A 17,206-nucleotide genomic window follows, 5' to 3' on the forward strand; every position below is an offset into this window, starting at 1 on the left:
TTCGGTTTTTCGTCGGTAATGCCAGACGCACGCGGGATGGCTTTATGGCCACGCAAGCTCTCCTGACCCGACAAATGTTGACCGACGGTTAAGTGGAAGACGGCCACTATCAGTCATACGGAATGTCCGCTTTCCGGATCGCGCCAAGAAGCTCTAAACGACCAACATGAAGGCGTAAGCAGACCCATCCGTTGATAAAAACACTATCGCAATTTGTAATCTAATTAAGGGCTTTTTTCGCATCAATAAGGGAGATTCGCATAATTAAGAGAATCAATAACGTACTGAAATATATGAGTATTCACTAACATAATTAAGGGTTTTCGACATTTGTCGAAACCCAGAAGATAATGATAATCCGCTGCTGACTGCCTTTTTTGTCACCGCAAAAACCACTTAATCGCGATAAAAATCCACTGATTGATGATAAATAGACACAAGAGGCTACAAGCCAAACGGTGCGTTGACGATCCGTCGCCCCGTATTCTCACCTTGGGGGGCAGCCAGACCATATAATTGTCTGCCGTGAGTGGTTCATTCGCCTCAAACAGAGGCTCAAATTAGATTGACTGCAATTAAGGGGCCCAAATGGCGCCAGATTCTCCTCACAGTAAGCGACTTTTTCCAACAGAGTTTTTTGTAAGCGGATATTCACTTGGTAAGTCGGCTGATCTCGGCTGAATTTTGATATACTGAAAAGAATGTTCATGCTATAAAGTGACCAGTTTAGTAGTCAGGAGTGTGATATGCAGACTGTGAATTTGGTAGATGCAAAAGCCCACCTCAGTCGCCTGATTGATCAGGCAATGCAGGGCGAGCCTGTTCGCATTATGCGTCGAGGAAAGGTTATTGCACAGATCAACAAGATTACACGCGAGCGTAGACCTATAAACTTGAATGCTTTACGCGCTCTAACGGCAAACATGACACCCCAGACAGTACCAGCAAGAGATATGATGCGGGATATGCGCGACGAGGCACGATATTGAACGTCTATATCGACACATCCGTGCTGGTTGCGGCGCTGACCAACGAAGCCGAGACAGAGCGGATGCAGTCGTGGCTTGCCAGACAAACTCCAGACGATTTGTTTATCAGTGACTGGGTTGCTACTGAATTCTCTTCAGCGCTTTCAATCAAGCTACGGACAGCACAGATCACAGTGACCGATCGTGCTAATGCTTTAGCCCTATTCACCCGCCTTTCCGCTGAAAGCTTCGAACTTCTGCCTGTAACCACCCAGCAGTTCAAAACGGCAGCTCGTTTCTCAGATCAATATACTTTGGGGCTGCGAGCAGGTGATGCTTTACATCTCGCAATCTGCGCGGATCATGGAGCGACGTTATGCACTCTGGATCGACGCCTCGCTGAGGCAGGACCTCATGTCGGTCTTAGGACAGAATTACTGTAATTTGTTTGTTATGGGAGAATTCTGTTGGAAAAGTCAGGTCGAGGTGCCCGGTTAGAATTTCATATGCAATCAGGAATGAAAATTCTCCACGATTACAGCATTCTAAATGTTGCAATATCGGACCTGATTGCTGCATAGAAGCTCTGTCGTGACCTTTTTAACAGAATTAAAGCAGGCATGCCACTTCCCCCCCATCGCCGACATAAACGCTGTAAAATAAGAGCTTAAATTTCACTTGCTGTTTTTATCACTGATTAGTGGATTTTTCTCGCCTAAATAGAACATTATCTATATTAAATGGATTCATAACTCACTGATAAATCAGCATTTTAATTATCATTATCTTCTGGTTTTCGACAAGGTTTGTCGAAATTCCTTAATTAGGTGAATCCCGGCTTCCACACCGCCAAACCCCACAAAAAGTAACCTTAATCAGGTGGAGGGATCGAAGAACCGTTGGTTGATGCGCCTGGCTCTTGATTTTGAGCTTTTGGCGATTTGATTTACGGTTCTTGAAGTAACATTCGCTCTGCGTTTTGAGCAGATCGGGAACTGCCTTCCCTGCTGGATAACTACGCGCTCGCGTTCAACCTTTCGAGGAAGAGGAAGCGGCGCATGTTGTAGACGATATTGGCCAGCCCGATCCTCATTGTGGCCCGGGTGATACCGACAGTTCGGATGAATAGTCCGGTCTGTGACTTCTGGTCGGCAAAGACATGCTCGACACGCGAGCGGATCACTGACTTTCCAGCATTGGAGCGCTGGATATGTCGTGGCATGGGCTTGAAATGAGGCTTTTTCCTGTGAACCTTCGAGACAAAGCCATGCTTTTCCATGGAATCCTTATTGGCTTTTGAGCGATAGGCCGTGTCAGCCCAAACGCTTGAGGTCGTATTGGTTTTATCCAACAGCCCCTCTCTCAGTCGCGCACCATCACTGGCGGCCGCATCCGTCGTCTTCCATTTCCGGATGAACCGAAACTTCCGGTCGATGGAGACGTGGGATTTGTAGCCAAAGAACGGGATGGCGAGATCCGTTGCGGGGATCGTCCCATCGTCCTGCCGCTTCGCCTTCGTGAACTTTAATGTCCAGCGTGCATGGCGGTCCTTGTGGGACAGCTTTGCGGGTTTGTCCTGCCAGTCTTCGGGGATACGCCCTGCCCGGAGATCCATTTTCTCAGCGTTGGTATTGCGCTGCTTTGGAGCGGCCACAAGTGTGGCATCCAGGATCTGGCCCGACATCGGGAGATAACCGGCGTTGCGCAGGGTCGCATCAAATCGGTCAAACAGTCTTTCAATGGCACACGCCTGTGTCAGACGCTCGCGAAACAGCCACACCGTTTTGGCATCAGGCACACGGTCCGACAGCCCCAATCCCAGAAAGCGCATGAAGGAGAGACGGTCGTTGATCAGGTATTCCGTCCGTTCATCAGACAAATTGTTCAACGTCTGGATCACCAGGATATTGAACATCAGCACCGGATCAAATGGAGGACGACCCCCTTTACTTCCATCGGAATACGCCACAGCCTTCTCCAGATCAGGGCGGAACACCTCAAAATCCACAGTCTGGGAAAAGACTTCGAGCTGATCCCCCAGCTCGCTCAGACGCGCCAGCCGCTCTTCAACATCAAAGAAACCGGTCTGCTTCATCTTCCACCATCCCCAATCAACGCCGAAGAAATGGAACCACACAAAATAGCTCAGAGCCAAGAGGTTTTTCGAACCCTCCAGGTCCCAATTCGCACCAATTGCTATGGTGCGAAAAATAACACGTTGACAGGGAGAATTTCCCTGTTCATCATACATCTATGACCAATGACATTCATGTTCAGAAAGTGTTAGTTTCTGCACTCTGCACCGTTTCGACAGGATGGTCGTTCAGAGGACGGATCGACCCGACCGATGGGGCTGAAACGGCTGTCGTGCAGATGCGGGACACCTCACCTTCTGGCGTGGACTGGGCGTCCTGCGTGCGCACCGAGGTGTCTGGTCGCCGTGAGCCGGACTGGTTGCGTCCGGGCGATATTCTCTTTCCGGCCCGTGGCAATGTGTCACAGGCAGTTCTGATTGATGAGAGCATCGGCAGCCTTCAGGCCGTCGCCGCTCCGCACTTCTTTTTGCTGCACGTGAAGCGGTCGAACGTCCTGCCGGCTTATCTGGCGTGGTGGCTCAATCAGGAACCGGCGCAGCGGCATCTGGAGCAGAACGCCCAGAGTTCCACCCTTGTACGTAATATCGCCCGGCCGGTGCTGGAGGCGACCCCCGTCGTGCTGCCTCCTTTGCCTCGACAGGAACAGATTGTCGGTCTGGCCAGCGCCATGCAGCGCGAGGAAGAGCTTCTGCACCGCCTGCGCCAGACCAACCAGCAGATCATGACCGGGCTTGCCAGAGACCTTCTGGCGGGCTGACACTCCTCTTACGTTTTGAAACAGGATCAGATTTCGCGTGACCGAGCAGATTTCACAGGACACCATCAACAAGGCGCTGTGGAGCGCCTGCGATACCTTTCGTGGCACCGTTAGCCCTGACACATACCGCGATTACGTGCTGACCATGCTGTTCCTGAAATACATCTCCGATGTGTGGCAGGACCATTATGACAGCTACAAAAAAGAGTATGGCGACAACCCCACCCTGATCGAAGCGATGATGGCGCAGGAACGCTTTGTTCTGCCCAAGGGCGCGGACTTCTATACGCTCTATAAAGAGCGCAACGCCCCCGGAAACGGTGAGCGGATTGATAAGGCCCTGCACGCCATTGAAGAAGCCAACGGCACCAAGCTGAAGGACGCAGGCAAGAGCGTCTTCCAGGACATCAGCTTCAACTCCGACAAGCTGGGCGATGAGAAGCAGAAGAACACCATCCTGCGGCATCTTTTGGAAGATTTTCACAAGCCGGATCTGAACCTGCGCCCTTCCCGCGTGGGCAATCTCGACGTGATCGGCAATGGCTATGAGTTCCTGATCAAGAACTTCGCCGCCAGTGGCGGGCAGAAGGCCGGGGAGTTCTATACCCCACCGGAAGTCAGCGAACTGCTGGCCCGTATTCTGAACCCGCAACCGGGCGAGAGCATCTGTGACCCAGCCTGTGGCTCGGCATCCCTCCTCATGAAGTGCGGTCGGCAGGTGACGCAGAACCACAAGGGCAGCAAGGATTACGCCCTGTATGGGCAGGAAGCCATTGGCTCCACATGGTCGTTTGCCAAGATGAACATGTTCCTGCATGGCGAGGACAATCACCGCATTGAATGGGGAGACACCATCCGCAACCCCAAGCTGCTGGATGATAAAAACCACCTGATGCGCTTTGACGTGGTGACGGCCAACCCGCCCTTCAGCCTCGATAAATGGGGGCATGAAGACGCAGCGGAAGACGTGCATCACCGCTTTGCCCGTGGCGTGCCGCCGAAGACCAAAGGCGATTACGCCTTTATCCTGCACATGATCAGCACCCTGAAAGACCGCACGGGCCGCATGGGGGTTGTGGTGCCGCATGGCGTGCTGTTCCGGGGCAGTTCGGAAGGCAAAATCCGCCAGAAGCTGATTGAGGAAAACCTGCTGGATGCGGTGATCGGCTTGCCGGAAAAGCTGTTCTTCGGTACGGGGATTCCAGCCGCCATCCTGATTTTCCGCAAGGACCGCAAGACGAAGGATGTGCTGTTCATTGACGCCAGCCGGGAGTTCAGGGCGGGCAAGAACCAGAACGTGCTGACTGAAGAGAACATCACGAAGATCGTGGACACCTACCGTGCCCGCAAGGACGTGGACAAATACGCCCACCTCGCCACGCCGGACGAGATCAGGGAGAACGACTACAACCTGAACATTCCGCGTTATGTCGATACGTTTGAGGAAGAAGCGGAGATCGACCTGAACGCCGTGCGGGCTGAGCGGGCTGAGATCAAGGCAGAACTGGCAAAGCTGGAAGCCCGGATGGACGCTTATCTGAAGGAGCTGGGTTATGCTTCCTAATGGGTGGAAACGATCAACACTTGGGAAAGTCTGTAATATTTCTTCCGGAGGAACTCCTGACCGAAAAAATATGGATTATTGGGGCGGTGATATACCGTGGATTACTACTTCTGAAATCGACTTCAGGCCAATTTACGAATCAAAAGAGAAAATCACTCAGAAAGGTTTACTCGAATCATCCGCGAAGATTTTTCCTGCTGGCACCCTACTTCTCGCAATGTATGGACAAGGAAAAACACGCGGCAAATCTGCCGAGCTTATTATCTCTGCCGCCACCAATCAGGCATGTGCAGCCATTATTCCAAAGGAAAATCTCAATCAGATTTTTTTGTTAAAGTTTCTCGAATTTAAATACGATGATATCAGAAATCTATCACATAGTGGTAGCCAAGAAAATTTAAGTACTGGTATTGTAAAAAGTATTCCTTTACCCTTCCCCCCTCTTCCCGAACAGAAGAAGATCGCGGCGATCCTCTCGACGTGGGATCGTGCGATTGAGGGGACGGAGAAGCTTCTGGCCAACAGCCAGCAGCAGAAAAAAGCCCTCATGCAGCAACTCCTCACAGGCAAAAAACGCCTGCCGGGGTTCACGGGAGAGTGGAAAACCAAATATCTCGGAGATATTGCCGACATTCAGACCGGCAGTTCGAACCGCCAAGATTCACTCACAAATGGCGAATATACATTTTTTGATCGTTCGGAAGATATTAGAACAAGCAACAGGTATTTGTTCGATTGTGAAGCTGTCATTGTACCGGGAGAAGGACAGGATTTTGTCCCTAAATATTTTGTGGGAAAATTTGATCTACACCAAAGAACTTACGCTATCTCATGTTTTCGAGCATGTGATGGAAAATTTATTTTTTACACGGTTGGTTATCATAGATCCCACTTTCTTTCCCAAGCGGTTGGCTCAACCGTAAAATCGTTACGGCTGCCTATGTTCCAAAAGATGCCTTTAAAACTACCGCCGCTGTTAGAACAGCGGGCCATCGCTGCCGTCCTGGCCACCGCAGACGAAGAAATCACAGCCCTTAAATCCGACCTTTCCCGCCTGCGTGCCGAGAAAAAAGCCCTGATGCAGCAGCTTCTCACCGGCAAGCGCCGCGTGAAAGTCGATTAAGCCATTTCAGTTCGCAGGATATTTGAAAACCATGCCTCCCGCCCCAAAATTTCAAGAAGAATACAGCGCCAAACTGCCCGCACTGGCCTTGCTCAACACGCTCGGCTGGCGGTTCCTGTCCCCATCCGAAGCACTGGCCTTGCGGGGCGGCAAGCAGAGTGCCGTGGTGCTGGACACACTCCTGCGGGCGGAACTGAAAAAACGCCGCTTTACGTTTGAAGGACAAGACCACGCCCTGTCAGATCAGGCCATTGAGCGGCTTGTCTCCATCGTCACGCACCCGGACTTTGTCTCCGGCCTGCGTGACGCCAATGAGAAGATGACGACGCATCTGCTGTTCGGCATCGCCATCACCGAGTTCATCAACGGGCGCAAGGCCAACCCGACCATCGCCCTCATCGACTGGCAGAACCCGGAAAACAATAGCTTTACCTTTACCGAAGAATTCAGCGTCCTGCGCACGGATCTGACACAGACGCGCAGGCCGGATATTGTGTGTTTCGTCAACGGCATTCCGCTGGCGGTAATCGAGGCCAAGCGCCCCGATGGCCAGCCGGGCAAAGGCCCAACGGTGGACGCCGGGATTTCCCAGAGCATCCGCAATCAGAACAAGGATGAAATCCCCCAGCTTTTTGCCTACAGCCAGCTTCTGCTTTCCATCACCGGGCATGACGGGCGCTATGGCACCTGCGGCACGCCCAAAAAGTTCTGGGCCAGCTGGAAGGAAGAAGACATTCCTGAAAGCCGGATGGAGGCTCTCAAGAACACACCGCTTTCGGCTACCCAGAAAGACGCGCTGTTTGCCGACCGGAAGCCCCCTGCACGGGACTGGTTCGAGGACTGGGCGTCCCGCCCGCTGCATGTCACGGATCAGGACCGTCTGCTGATCGGCCTGCTCTCGCCCGAGCGTCTGCTGGACATGGCGCGGTTCTTCACGCTGGTCGACCGCAAGGCAGGCAAGATCGTCGCCCGCTATCAGCAGGTCTTTGGGATCAAACGCCTATTGGAACGCATCAAGTCCCGCCGCAGCGATGGCGGGCGTGAGGGCGGCGTGGTCTGGCACACCACAGGGTCAGGCAAGTCCTTCACCATGGTGTTCCTCAGCCGCGCCCTCATTCTGGATGAGGACCTCAAACAGTGTCGCATTCTGGTGGTGACAGACCGCAAGGATCTGGAACGCCAGTTGAGCACGACCTTCTCCACCGGCGGTGAACTGGCGGACAAGAAGGACAAGGAAGAGGCACTGGCCACCTCAGGCCGCCGTCTGGCGCAGCAGATCGGGCATGGTCAGGAGCGCATCATCTTCTCGCTCATCAACAAGTTCCACACAGCGACCACGCTGCCCGAATGCCATAATGACAGTGCGGATATCATCGTGCTGGTGGATGAAGGCCATCGCAGTCAGGGCGGGGAGAACCATGCCCGCATGAAGCATGCCCTGCCCAACGCCGCCTTCATTGCCTTTACCGGCACGCCGCTGCTCAAGGGGAGTGAGACGACCAGTCGGTTTGGCAAGATCATCCACTCCTACACGATGCAGCAGGCTGTGGCGGACAAAACGGTGACGCCCCTGCTCTATGAAGAACGTAAACCCGATCTGGATGTGAATGACCGCGCCATTGATGCGTGGTTCGAGCGCATCACGCAGGGGCTGACGGAAGAACAGGTCACGGACCTGAAGAAGCGCTTTGCCCGCGCCAATCAGGTTTACAAGGCGGATGACCGCATCCGGCTGATCGCCATGGATCTGGCCACGCATTTCGACAGCAATATCGACAGCGGCCTCAAAGGCATGTTGGCTTGCGACAGCAAGCTCTCCGCCATCCGCTACAAGCAGTATCTGGATGAAGTCGGTCTGTTCGAGAGCGCCATCGTCATGAGCCCACCTGACACGCGCGAGGGTCATACGGAAGTGGATGAGCGCAAGCAGCCCGAGATTCAGGACTGGTGGAAGAAGAATGTTGGTAGCCAGAGTGAAGAGAATTACACACGCGGCGTTATTGAGCGGTTTGAAAAGGACCCGGATCTCCGGCTGATCATCGTGGTCGACAAGCTGCTGACCGGCTTTGATGAACCGAAGAACGCGGTGCTGTATATCGACAAGCCTCTAAAGCAGCACAATCTGTTGCAGGCCATTGCCCGCGTGAACCGCCTGCATGACCAGAAGAAGCACGGGCTGCTGATTGATTATCGGGGCATTCTGGCGGAACTGGACACCACGCTGGCCCGGTATGACGAGCTGGCAGCCGAGAATGTCGGCGGATATGACCCGAAGGACATTGCCGGGCTGTATAGCCAGATGAGCACGGAATACCGCGAACTCCCCGCCCTGCACAAAGCGCTGTGGGCCATTTTTGAGGGCGTGAAGAACAGGAGCGACCTCCAGCAGCTGCGCGCCGTTCTCATGCCCCGCATGGTGGAAGAGCACGGCCAGATGGTGGACGTGAACCTCAAGCGCCGGGATGACTTCTATGAAGCGCTGACGAAGTTTGCCGCTTGCCTGAAGGTTGCGCTGCAATCTGTGGCGTTCTTTGAGGACACCAGCTTCACGGAAAAAGACCGCGCCACCTACAAGGAAACGCTGAAGCAACTGAGCAGCCTGCGCCAGATGGTCATGCAGGATACCGGTGAGACGGTGGATTTTGACCAGTATGCCGAACAGGTGAAGAAGCTGCTGGACCGGCATGTGGCGGGCGTGAAGGTGCATGAGTCCCAGGGGCTCTATGCCGTCGGCAAGATGGGCCAGAAGCCCGAAGACAATGACCCCGAAAACTGGAGTGAGGACAAAACCCGCAACGAGACGGACCTGATCCGCACCCGTGTGACGAAGATGATCGACCACGAGATGCAGGATGACCCGTATGCGAAGGAAGCCTTCTCAGCTCTTCTGCGCAAGGTGATTGAAGAGGCAGAAAGCCTGTTCGACCATCCGCTCAAGCAGTTCATGCTGTTTCAGGAATTCGAAGATCAGGTAGCGAAACGCAAACTGGAGAACATCCCGCCTGTTTTTGACGGGCACCGTCATGCGCAGGCCTATTATGGCGTGTTCCTGAAAACACTGGCGGCCATCTTCAATCATAAGCAGACGGACGAGGAGAACCAGCGCTGGATTGATCTGGCGTTCGAGATCGACACAATCGTGGACAAGGCCGTGCGGGAGAACTCGCTCAGCCGCCCGGATATGGAAAAGGCGGTCAGGAAAGAACTGCTGCCGCTGCTGTTCAGCACCGGCCAGAAAGCAGGCTTTGGGGTGGACAAGGCGCAGGAGATCATCGAGCAGGTCATCCAGATCATGCGGGCTGGTCCTGCTGATACCCTACGGGGCTGAAATGGAAGAAACCCCATCTCGCATTCTGCCTTATGGAGGGGAGCAGATCCGCATAAATCTGATCCCCCGAGCACGCCCCGGCACAACCCTGCGGATCAAGGTGCATCCGGACCTACGTGTGGAGGCTTCTGTCCCAGATGGCACGACAGAGGCTGATCTGGACAAGGCTCTACACCAGAAAACCCGCTGGATCTGGCAGAAGCTGCGGGACTTCCGGGCGGTGCAGGAACATGCCACGTCGCGCGCCTATGTCAGCGGGGAAAGTCATTTCTATCTGGGGCGGCGGCATCTTCTGAAGGTGCATCATCAGCCGGATAAGCCCGAGACCGTGCGCATGCTGCGCGGGCGGCTGGAGGTGTCCGTGCAGGAACGACAGGCGCTGCGGATCCAGAAGCTGCTGGAACTCTGGTATTTTACGCGGGCGCAGGAGGTGTTCCGCCACCGCTTGTCCGCCCTTCTCCCCACAACACTGTGGGTGACAACGCCCCCTGCCCTGAAACTCCAGGTTATGCAGACCCAATGGGGCAACTGCTCACCAGGTGGCACCATCACGCTGAACCCGCATCTGGTCAAAGCTCCGCGTGACTGCATTGATTATGTCATCCTGCATGAGCTTTGTCATTTGAAGGAGCATAACCACGGACCTGCTTTCTGGGGACTCATGGAACGTGTCATGCCTGACTGGGAGCGGCATAAGGCACATCTGGATGGAATGGCGGAATTGATCCTCTCCTGTTGATTCGACAGCAAGGGAGGAAAGCTACCGTGCAGAAGGCCGTCATGATTCAGACCAACAAGGGCTGGATGGACGCAGATGATTTTAACGCAGCGACAACGAATTAGGAACTCGCTCTCGTGGTCTGCGGTGTCAGAACGTAATTTCGCGGCCAGCTGTTTCTGTCCAGACGATAGGTAGCATCAGGAAGTTTTGCGCTTGTGTAGTTTGGTCAGTCGTTCAGCCATACGCCGTTCAACTTCATCGTACTGAATTGGCGGACGCGGGTCAGCCAGACTGGCGGCGACTTTGGCCTGAAGCCATGCAGTATAGGCCGTTTCCTGTTCGACCGTCTCGAACTCGGAGACGGTGGGGGAGAGTGCTCCGCTCATCATGTGACTCCCGTCGTTGGTCTTGGTAAATTACCATATCAAAAAATTAGGTTTGGCGCTGAACTGCTTGCCTTCATGGAGCATGGTCGTAGGTATTGCCGAAGGAACAGTGAAGTCTGGTCGTATCTGGACGCTTTCTGAAATCAATGTTGCTGATATTCGGAAGCGAACGGGGCTTAACCGACTATCCGCTCTCCTGAATTACCCTTGGTTTTGTGGAGACAGTTAGAATATGGGGCAATTCATTTGATACCATTACAGACGAGGAATCCGAACTGTCCGTTAATATCCGACACCAAGATTATCTAAACGATGATAGAATTCGAACATTCTTCGTTCATTCGTAATATCTTGATCATGCATTACATCATCCGCAAACGGATCTGGATGTGGGACGTGGTCGGGCATGGGTGAATATGTTGCCCAAAATTTCTTTGCTTCACTCCAGCATGCCCATTGTTCATCTTGATCTTGAATCGTTGGGCAGTGACTTTCGTAATAATCGAAAATCTTACCTTGTTGTTTCTTAATCCGGCTATTGTAGTAGTAATTTTGATCTGCGTCTGAGACATAATTTTCGTGCTGGATGCGTTCAACATGTGCAGCTTCTTGTTCTGGGGTTTCTGTGGCACAGGCTGTTAATCCTAATATACCGCATGCTAAAATTGTCCTGATTAACCTGGAGCATTCTAAAAAACCCTTCTTTTTTCTGATATGAAAATCGTAAAACATTGATATTGCTACCTCTCGAAAGTGCAAAATGAGGGTTTTTAGAATCCTTTACCTTGCAGGACTTCCACAAATTCAGGAAATGACCAGCTGACACGTGATAATATCAATTATGACGTCTTGACCATGTAGAGGACGAAATTTCATTGCATTTCATACGCTATTAGCGTATGAAATGATTTATGACAGATGGGCCAAAACTGTTCGAGTGGGATGATGCCAAAAGCGATGCCTGCTTTGAAGAGCGCGGTTTTAGTTTTGCTGATGTCCTGATAATTTTTTCTGGTTCCATTATCGAGCGACAAGACGACCGTAGGGACTATGGAGAGACACGCATAAGGGCTGCTGGCCTGATTGAAGGCGTGCCCTTCATGATTGTCTATACACCCAGAGGTGACAACATTCGCATTATCTCAGCCCGCAAAATGCGCCAGAAGGAGTGGTTAAAATGGCAAGAATGACCATAGCTGAAATTAAAGCACGGCCTTCCCGTATTGACTGGAAACGAGTGAACGCGACCACAGATGAAGACATTGACCGGCACGCCAAGGAAGATGGTACAGATAACGAATTGCCCGGTCTGCCTTACCCGACACCGGCAACAGTGCGCCGTCATTTGAAGTTAACCCAAAAGGAGATTGCCTCTCTAGCTGGAGTGCCGGTTGCAACGTGGCGGAACTGGGAGCAAGGCCGTGTAGGGCTAGATCCTGCCGTGAGGACGCTTTTGCGGGTTCTTTGGCGTGAGCCTGATGCTGTGCGCCGAGCAATGGTAGCTTGAGATAGTGTTTCATTCCCAGCTGATGCTGATTCGTAGGCTGTTGAGCGTGTGCTTATTGGGAGGTGGAGGGATCGAAGAACCGTTGGTTGATGCGCCTGGCTCTTGATTTTGAGCTTTTGGCGATTTGATTTACGGTTCTTGAAGTAACATTCGCTCTGCGTTTTGAGCAGATCGGGAACTGCCTTCCCTGCTGGATAACTACGCGCTCGCGTTCAACCTTTCGAGGAAGAGGAAGCGGCGCATGTTGTAGACGATATTGGCCAGCCCGATCCTCATTGTGGCCCGGGTGATACCGACAGTTCGGATGAATAGTCCGGTCTGTGACTTCTGGTCGGCAAAGACATGCTCGACACGCGAGCGGATCACTGACTTTCCAGCATTGGAGCGCTGGATATGTCGTGGCATGGGCTTGAAATGAGGCTTTTTCCTGTGAACCTTCGAGACAAAGCCATGCTTTTCCATGGAATCCTTATTGGCTTTTGAGCGATAGGCCGTGTCAGCCCAAACGCTTGAGGTCGTATTGGTTTTATCCAACAGCCCCTCTCTCAGTCGCGCACCATCACTGGCGGCCGCATCCGTCGTCTTCCATTTCCGGATGAACCGAAACTTCCGGTCGATGGAGACGTGGGATTTGTAGCCAAAGAACGGGATGGCGAGATCCGTTGCGGGGATCGTCCCATCGTCCTGCCGCTTCGCCTTCGTGAACTTTAATGTCCAGCGTGCATGGCGGTCCTTGTGGGACAGCTTTGCGGGTTTGTCCTGCCAGTCTTCGGGGATACGCCCTGCCCGGAGATCCATTTTCTCAGCGTTGGTATTGCGCTGCTTTGGAGCGGCCACAAGTGTGGCATCCAGGATCTGGCCCGACATCGGGAGATAACCGGCGTTGCGCAGGGTCGCATCAAATCGGTCAAACAGTCTTTCAATGGCACACGCCTGTGTCAGACGCTCGCGAAACAGCCACACCGTTTTGGCATCAGGCACACGGTCCGACAGCCCCAATCCCAGAAAGCGCATGAAGGAGAGACGGTCGTTGATCAGGTATTCCGTCCGTTCATCAGACAAATTGTTCAACGTCTGGATCACCAGGATATTGAACATCAGCACCGGATCAAATGGAGGACGACCCCCTTTACTTCCATCGGAATACGCCACAGCCTTCTCCAGATCAGGGCGGAACACCTCAAAATCCACAGTCTGGGAAAAGGCTTCGAGCTGATCCCCCAGCCCGCTCAGACGCGCCAGCCGCTCTTCAACATCAAAGAAACCGGTCTGCTTCATATCACCATTCCTTCAATCAGAACTGGAAAAATAGAATCACAGTAGATGCCTCAATACCAAGAGGTTTTTCGAACCCTCCACTTGCTTTTATTACCCGACCAGCAATCTGATACGCTGTCGGATGGCCTCAAGTTCTTCTGGTAAAACTTTACCTTTGAGCTTTGCCTTTCTAACGCGCCAATCCAAACTTCTCACCTGATCTGACAAGGCTACACTGGCAATTTCTCCAGTCAGAGCCACTTCAAAAGGATAGCCTTTGATTTTGGTCGTTGTCGGGCAGCACAGCATCATACCCGCCTTGACATTATAGCAGGCAGGGCTCAGCACAACAGCAGGCCGGTGCCCTGCCTGCTCCCTGCCAGCCTGAGGATCAAATTCCAGCCAGACAATCTCCCCGCAATCAGGAACCCAGGCAGTCTTTGCTTTGGCACTCACCAGCTTTCACCACCAACAGACGAACCGAAGTCCATTTCATCATGGCGGTTCTCGTTTGTAATACCGGAAACTAATTCTTCCAGTTTAAGAGGAACTGCTCTGACTGGTTCTATGATGATGCGTCCATCTTCTTCCCGCACATCGACGGCCTGATCAATCTTCAGACTGACGGCGTCAAGCACGCCAGCAGGGAGACGTATGGCTGCACTGTTCCCCCATTTCCTGACAACACCCTGCATAATGACTTTCCTTAGCTGGAGTTTATACGTCGTATATACATCATATTCCCACCAAAGGCCAGACAAATCCCTCTCTTGACTGCCCCACGGGTTTGCCCGCAGAGTGAACCCGCAGTCACCATGTGAAGGATGATTTCATCAGAAATTATCGTTCTGTTTCAAAGGGTTGCCTAATTAGTCGCGACCAAAGCGAGCGGGTTCGAGTCCCTCAGACTTTTACGCCAACTCCTTGAAAAGACACCATAAAGCCGGATTGTGATGGGTGAACGGGACTTTCCCGGTTGTCTTCCCAGTCTGGGAACTCACATGCTGCGTCTTATCGGCTCTCATTACCACTTTCGCCGTGCCGTCCCGGTCGTCCTGCAAGCCTGTCTTGGCAAAACAGAAATCTCCCTCTCCCTGCAAACCGAAAGCAAGTTTCTGGCCCGCCAACGGGCTGCTGCCCTCTATGCCCGCACAGGTGAAGTTTTCCATAAGGCCAGAACCATGCAGGGTCGGTTTTCAGGCAAAGAACTGACGTCCCTCCTCACCTGGAGGGTTCGAAAAACCTCTTGGCTCTGAGCTATTTTGTGTGATTCCATTTCTTCGGCGTTGATTGGGGATGGTGGAAGATGAAGCAGACCGGTTTCTTTGATGTTGAAGAGCGGCTGGCGCGTCTGAGCGGGCTGGGGGATCAGCTCGAAGCCTTTTCCCAGACTATGGATTTTGAGGTGTTCCGCCCTGATCTGGAGAAGGCTGTGGCGTATTCCGATGGAAGTAAAGGGGGTCGTCCTCCATTTGATCCGGTGCTGATGTTCAAGATCCTGGTGATCCAGACGTTGAACAATTTGTCTGATGAACGGACGGAATACCTGATCAACGACCGTCTCTCCTTCATGCGCTTTCTGGGATTGGGGCTGTCGGACCGTGTGCCTGATGCCAAAACGGTGTGGCTGTTTCGCGAGCGTCTGACACAGGCGTGTGCCATTGAAAGACTGTTTGACCGATTTGATGCGACCCTGCGCAACGCCGGTTATCTCCCGATGTCGGGCCAGATCCTGGATGCCACACTTGTGGCCGCTCCAAAGCAGCGCAATACCAACGCTGAGAAAACGGATCTCCGGGCAGGGCGTATCCCCGAAGACTGGCAGGACAAACCCGCAAAGCTGTCCCACAAGGACCGCCATGCACGCTGGACATTAAAGTTCACGAAGGCGAAGCGGCAGGACGATGGGACGATCCCCGCAACGGATCTCGCCATCCCGTTCTTTGGCTACAAATCCCACGTCTCCATCGACCGGAAGTTTCGGTTCATCCGGAAATGGAAGACGACGGATGCGGCCGCCAGTGATGGTGCGCGATTGAGAGAGGGGCTGCTGGATAAAACCAATACGGCCTCAAGCGTTTGGGCTGACACGGCCTATCGCTCAAAAGCCAATGAGGATTCCATGGAAAAGCATGGCTTTGTCTCGAAGGTTCACAGAAAAAAGCCGCATCTCAAACCTCTGCCCCGACATATCCAGCGCTCCAATGCTGGAAAGTCAGTGATCCGCTCGCGTGTCGAGCATGTCTTTGCCGACCAGAAGTCACAGACCGGACTATTCATCCGAACTGTCGGTATCACCCGGGCCACAATGAGGATAGGGCTGGCCAATATCGTCTACAACATGCGCCGCTTCCTCTTCCTCGAAAGGTTGAACGCGAGCGCGTAGTTATCCAGCAGGGAAGGCAGTTCCCGATCTGCTCAAAACGCAGAGCGAATGTTACTTCAAGAACCGTAAATCAAATCGCCAAAAGCTCAAAATCAAGAGCCAGGCGCATCAACCAACGGTTCTTCGATCCCTCCATCTCCAAAGGCTTGCAGGAAAAGGTCTACGGCCCGTTGTGTGGCTTTCTTGGTGTCGGCGCTGGCATGAGGACTATCCAAGACAAAGCGTTTCAGAGCACCGGAGAGCATTAAAGGTTGGGCTTTTGGTGCTTTGGTCATTTTCTTCACTGTTAGGGGTTTTGGTATCGGTTCTGAAACTGGCACGGACCCCGTTTCATGAGCAGATGAAGGCAGGTTCACACTCTGCAAATCCCGCAGTGCAACCCGCAGTCCCTCAAGCCTGCTTGAAGCGTCCGGTTCAGCGAGAGACAGATGGGCCTGAGAGAACAGTTCTGTGGTTCTGGCATGAAGCAAAGAAGCGCGTTTGCGGGCTTCGTTTTGATAGCCCGTTTTTAAAGAAACCCAGATTTCCCGCCGGTTTAAGGCTGTTCTCAGGGCAGGAGGAACAATACGGCGGAAGTGGTAGGTGGTGCCTCGGACATGGAGCATAGAATCTTCCCTCGGTGGGGAAGGATGATGGAGCAAAGACAGCCTTTGCTCCTCATTCAGCCGAAAAATCGTGCTATTTCAGGTGTCTGTGGTGCGAACTGCGGGACTCGAACCCACTGAAGTAACCTGCATGACCTATAACATATTGTTTTTAAACAATATTCTGAAAGTTTACGTAAGAGTTTTTGTAAGACTTTGTGTGAGATCGGTCAAGGCTTTTAATAGAGTGGTTGCCGTGACAGGAAACCTGATCTCGCGGGCATGGATGACCTAAGAAAATGTTGTTTTTATTTTGTGAAACGTCATTAGAAGCTTCTGGGGGATGAACTTATTTGTCGGAGCATTCGCTTCAACATGAGAGGGTAAGTTACGACAGTTTGGCATTTGGTAGGTATGAGTTTTGATATTTTTGTGTATCTCATAATTTCTGCCATACTAATTCCTCTGGCTTTCAGAGGTCTAAAGTGAATTTATGTTAATAAAAATAAAACATATAGAAAATAATGAT

General features: G+C 52.6%; 18 protein-coding genes. 11 read left to right on the top strand and 7 right to left on the bottom strand.

Translation table 11 applies throughout. The features are described 5' to 3' along the window. Positions 1-746 precede the first annotated feature (746 nt). Positions 747-989: a type II toxin-antitoxin system Phd/YefM family antitoxin gene (locus WG31_RS14070; RefSeq protein ID WP_063355034.1), complete on the top strand. Its 243-nt coding sequence runs from the start codon at positions 747-749 to the stop codon at positions 987-989. Next, a complete protein-coding gene (locus tag WG31_RS14075) occupies positions 986-1,411 on the top strand; it encodes a type II toxin-antitoxin system VapC family toxin (RefSeq protein ID WP_063355035.1) in 426 nt (141 codons plus the stop codon). The genes WG31_RS14070 and WG31_RS14075 overlap by 4 nt, the downstream gene beginning before the upstream one ends. A 572-nt stretch (positions 1,412-1,983) precedes the next feature. On the opposite strand, the gene WG31_RS14080 is transcribed toward WG31_RS14075, so the two are convergent. Further along, entirely contained in the window at positions 1,984-3,063 is a 1,080-nt protein-coding gene (locus WG31_RS14080) for an IS5 family transposase (protein WP_063355063.1), read from the bottom strand. Between the two features lie 158 nt (positions 3,064-3,221). Between WG31_RS14080 and WG31_RS14085 the strand changes: the two genes are divergently transcribed. From WG31_RS14085 to WG31_RS14105, 5 genes are read left to right on the top strand one after another with little or no spacing between them, the layout of a single operon-like run. Beyond that, positions 3,222-3,821: a restriction endonuclease subunit S domain-containing protein gene (locus WG31_RS14085; RefSeq protein WP_063355036.1), complete on the top strand. Its 600-nt coding sequence runs from the start codon at positions 3,222-3,224 to the stop codon at positions 3,819-3,821. A gap of 37 nt (positions 3,822-3,858) precedes the next feature. Next, positions 3,859-5,385, top strand: coding sequence for a type I restriction-modification system subunit M (locus WG31_RS14090; RefSeq protein WP_063355037.1), 1,527 nt, complete (start codon positions 3,859-3,861; stop codon positions 5,383-5,385). Continuing rightward, positions 5,375-6,508 (top strand): restriction endonuclease subunit S, encoded by a 1,134-nt coding sequence (locus WG31_RS14095; protein ID WP_063355038.1) that lies wholly within the window; start codon positions 5,375-5,377, stop codon positions 6,506-6,508. Before WG31_RS14090 ends, WG31_RS14095 begins: the two co-directional genes overlap by 11 nt. Before the next feature lie 31 nt (positions 6,509-6,539). Further along, positions 6,540-9,836, top strand: coding sequence for a type I restriction endonuclease subunit R (locus WG31_RS14100; protein WP_063355039.1), 3,297 nt, complete (start codon positions 6,540-6,542; stop codon positions 9,834-9,836). Between the two features lies 1 nt (position 9,837). Continuing rightward, entirely contained in the window at positions 9,838-10,575 is a 738-nt protein-coding gene (locus WG31_RS14105) for a M48 family metallopeptidase (protein WP_063355040.1), read from the top strand. Between the two features lie 179 nt (positions 10,576-10,754). On the opposite strand, the gene relB is transcribed toward WG31_RS14105, so the two are convergent. Further along, the gene (relB, locus tag WG31_RS14110) at positions 10,755-10,943 is read right to left on the bottom strand and encodes a type II toxin-antitoxin system RelB family antitoxin (RefSeq protein ID WP_063355041.1); all 189 of its coding nucleotides are present in this window, start codon (positions 10,941-10,943) and stop codon (positions 10,755-10,757) included. Between the two features lie 282 nt (positions 10,944-11,225). Further along, positions 11,226-11,675: a hypothetical protein gene (locus tag WG31_RS15620; RefSeq protein ID WP_157884545.1), complete on the bottom strand. Its 450-nt coding sequence runs from the start codon at positions 11,673-11,675 to the stop codon at positions 11,226-11,228. A 179-nt stretch (positions 11,676-11,854) separates the two neighbouring features. On the opposite strand from WG31_RS15620, the gene WG31_RS14120 reads away from it, so the two are divergent. Then, the gene (locus WG31_RS14120) at positions 11,855-12,133 is read left to right on the top strand and encodes a BrnT family toxin (RefSeq protein WP_063355043.1); all 279 of its coding nucleotides are present in this window, start codon (positions 11,855-11,857) and stop codon (positions 12,131-12,133) included. Continuing rightward, the gene (locus WG31_RS14125) at positions 12,121-12,450 is read left to right on the top strand and encodes a helix-turn-helix domain-containing protein (protein WP_063355044.1); all 330 of its coding nucleotides are present in this window, start codon (positions 12,121-12,123) and stop codon (positions 12,448-12,450) included. Before WG31_RS14120 ends, WG31_RS14125 begins: the two co-directional genes overlap by 13 nt. Positions 12,451-12,648: 198 nt before the next feature. On the opposite strand, the gene WG31_RS14130 is transcribed toward WG31_RS14125, so the two are convergent. The 3 genes from WG31_RS14130 to WG31_RS14140 form a co-directional block, all read right to left on the bottom strand. Beyond that, positions 12,649-13,728, bottom strand: coding sequence for an IS5 family transposase (locus WG31_RS14130; protein ID WP_063355045.1), 1,080 nt, complete (start codon positions 13,726-13,728; stop codon positions 12,649-12,651). A gap of 90 nt (positions 13,729-13,818) precedes the next feature. Next, a complete protein-coding gene (gene mazF / locus WG31_RS14135) occupies positions 13,819-14,163 on the bottom strand; it encodes an endoribonuclease MazF (protein ID WP_063355046.1) in 345 nt (114 codons plus the stop codon). After that, entirely contained in the window at positions 14,160-14,402 is a 243-nt protein-coding gene (locus tag WG31_RS14140) for an AbrB/MazE/SpoVT family DNA-binding domain-containing protein (protein ID WP_063355047.1), read from the bottom strand. The genes mazF and WG31_RS14140 overlap by 4 nt, the downstream gene beginning before the upstream one ends. Before the next feature lie 306 nt (positions 14,403-14,708). Here WG31_RS14140 and WG31_RS16225 point away from each other — a divergent pair, with 306 nt between their 5' ends. Together WG31_RS16225 and WG31_RS14150 are read left to right on the top strand one after the other, a co-directional pair. Beyond that, the gene (locus WG31_RS16225) at positions 14,709-14,963 is read left to right on the top strand and encodes a DUF6538 domain-containing protein (RefSeq protein WP_342446847.1); all 255 of its coding nucleotides are present in this window, start codon (positions 14,709-14,711) and stop codon (positions 14,961-14,963) included. A gap of 50 nt (positions 14,964-15,013) precedes the next feature. Then, positions 15,014-16,093, top strand: a complete 1,080-nt coding sequence (locus tag WG31_RS14150) for an IS5 family transposase (RefSeq protein ID WP_063355049.1) — start codon at positions 15,014-15,016, stop codon at positions 16,091-16,093. Positions 16,094-16,185: 92 nt separating this feature from the next. On the opposite strand, the gene WG31_RS14155 is transcribed toward WG31_RS14150, so the two are convergent. Continuing rightward, positions 16,186-16,698 (bottom strand): DUF6538 domain-containing protein, encoded by a 513-nt coding sequence (locus WG31_RS14155; protein ID WP_245191583.1) that lies wholly within the window; start codon positions 16,696-16,698, stop codon positions 16,186-16,188. Between the last annotated feature and the right edge of the window lie 508 nt (positions 16,699-17,206).

It is taken from the genome of Acetobacter oryzifermentans (assembly GCF_001628715.1).
GTDB lineage: Bacteria > Pseudomonadota > Alphaproteobacteria > Acetobacterales > Acetobacteraceae > Acetobacter > Acetobacter oryzifermentans.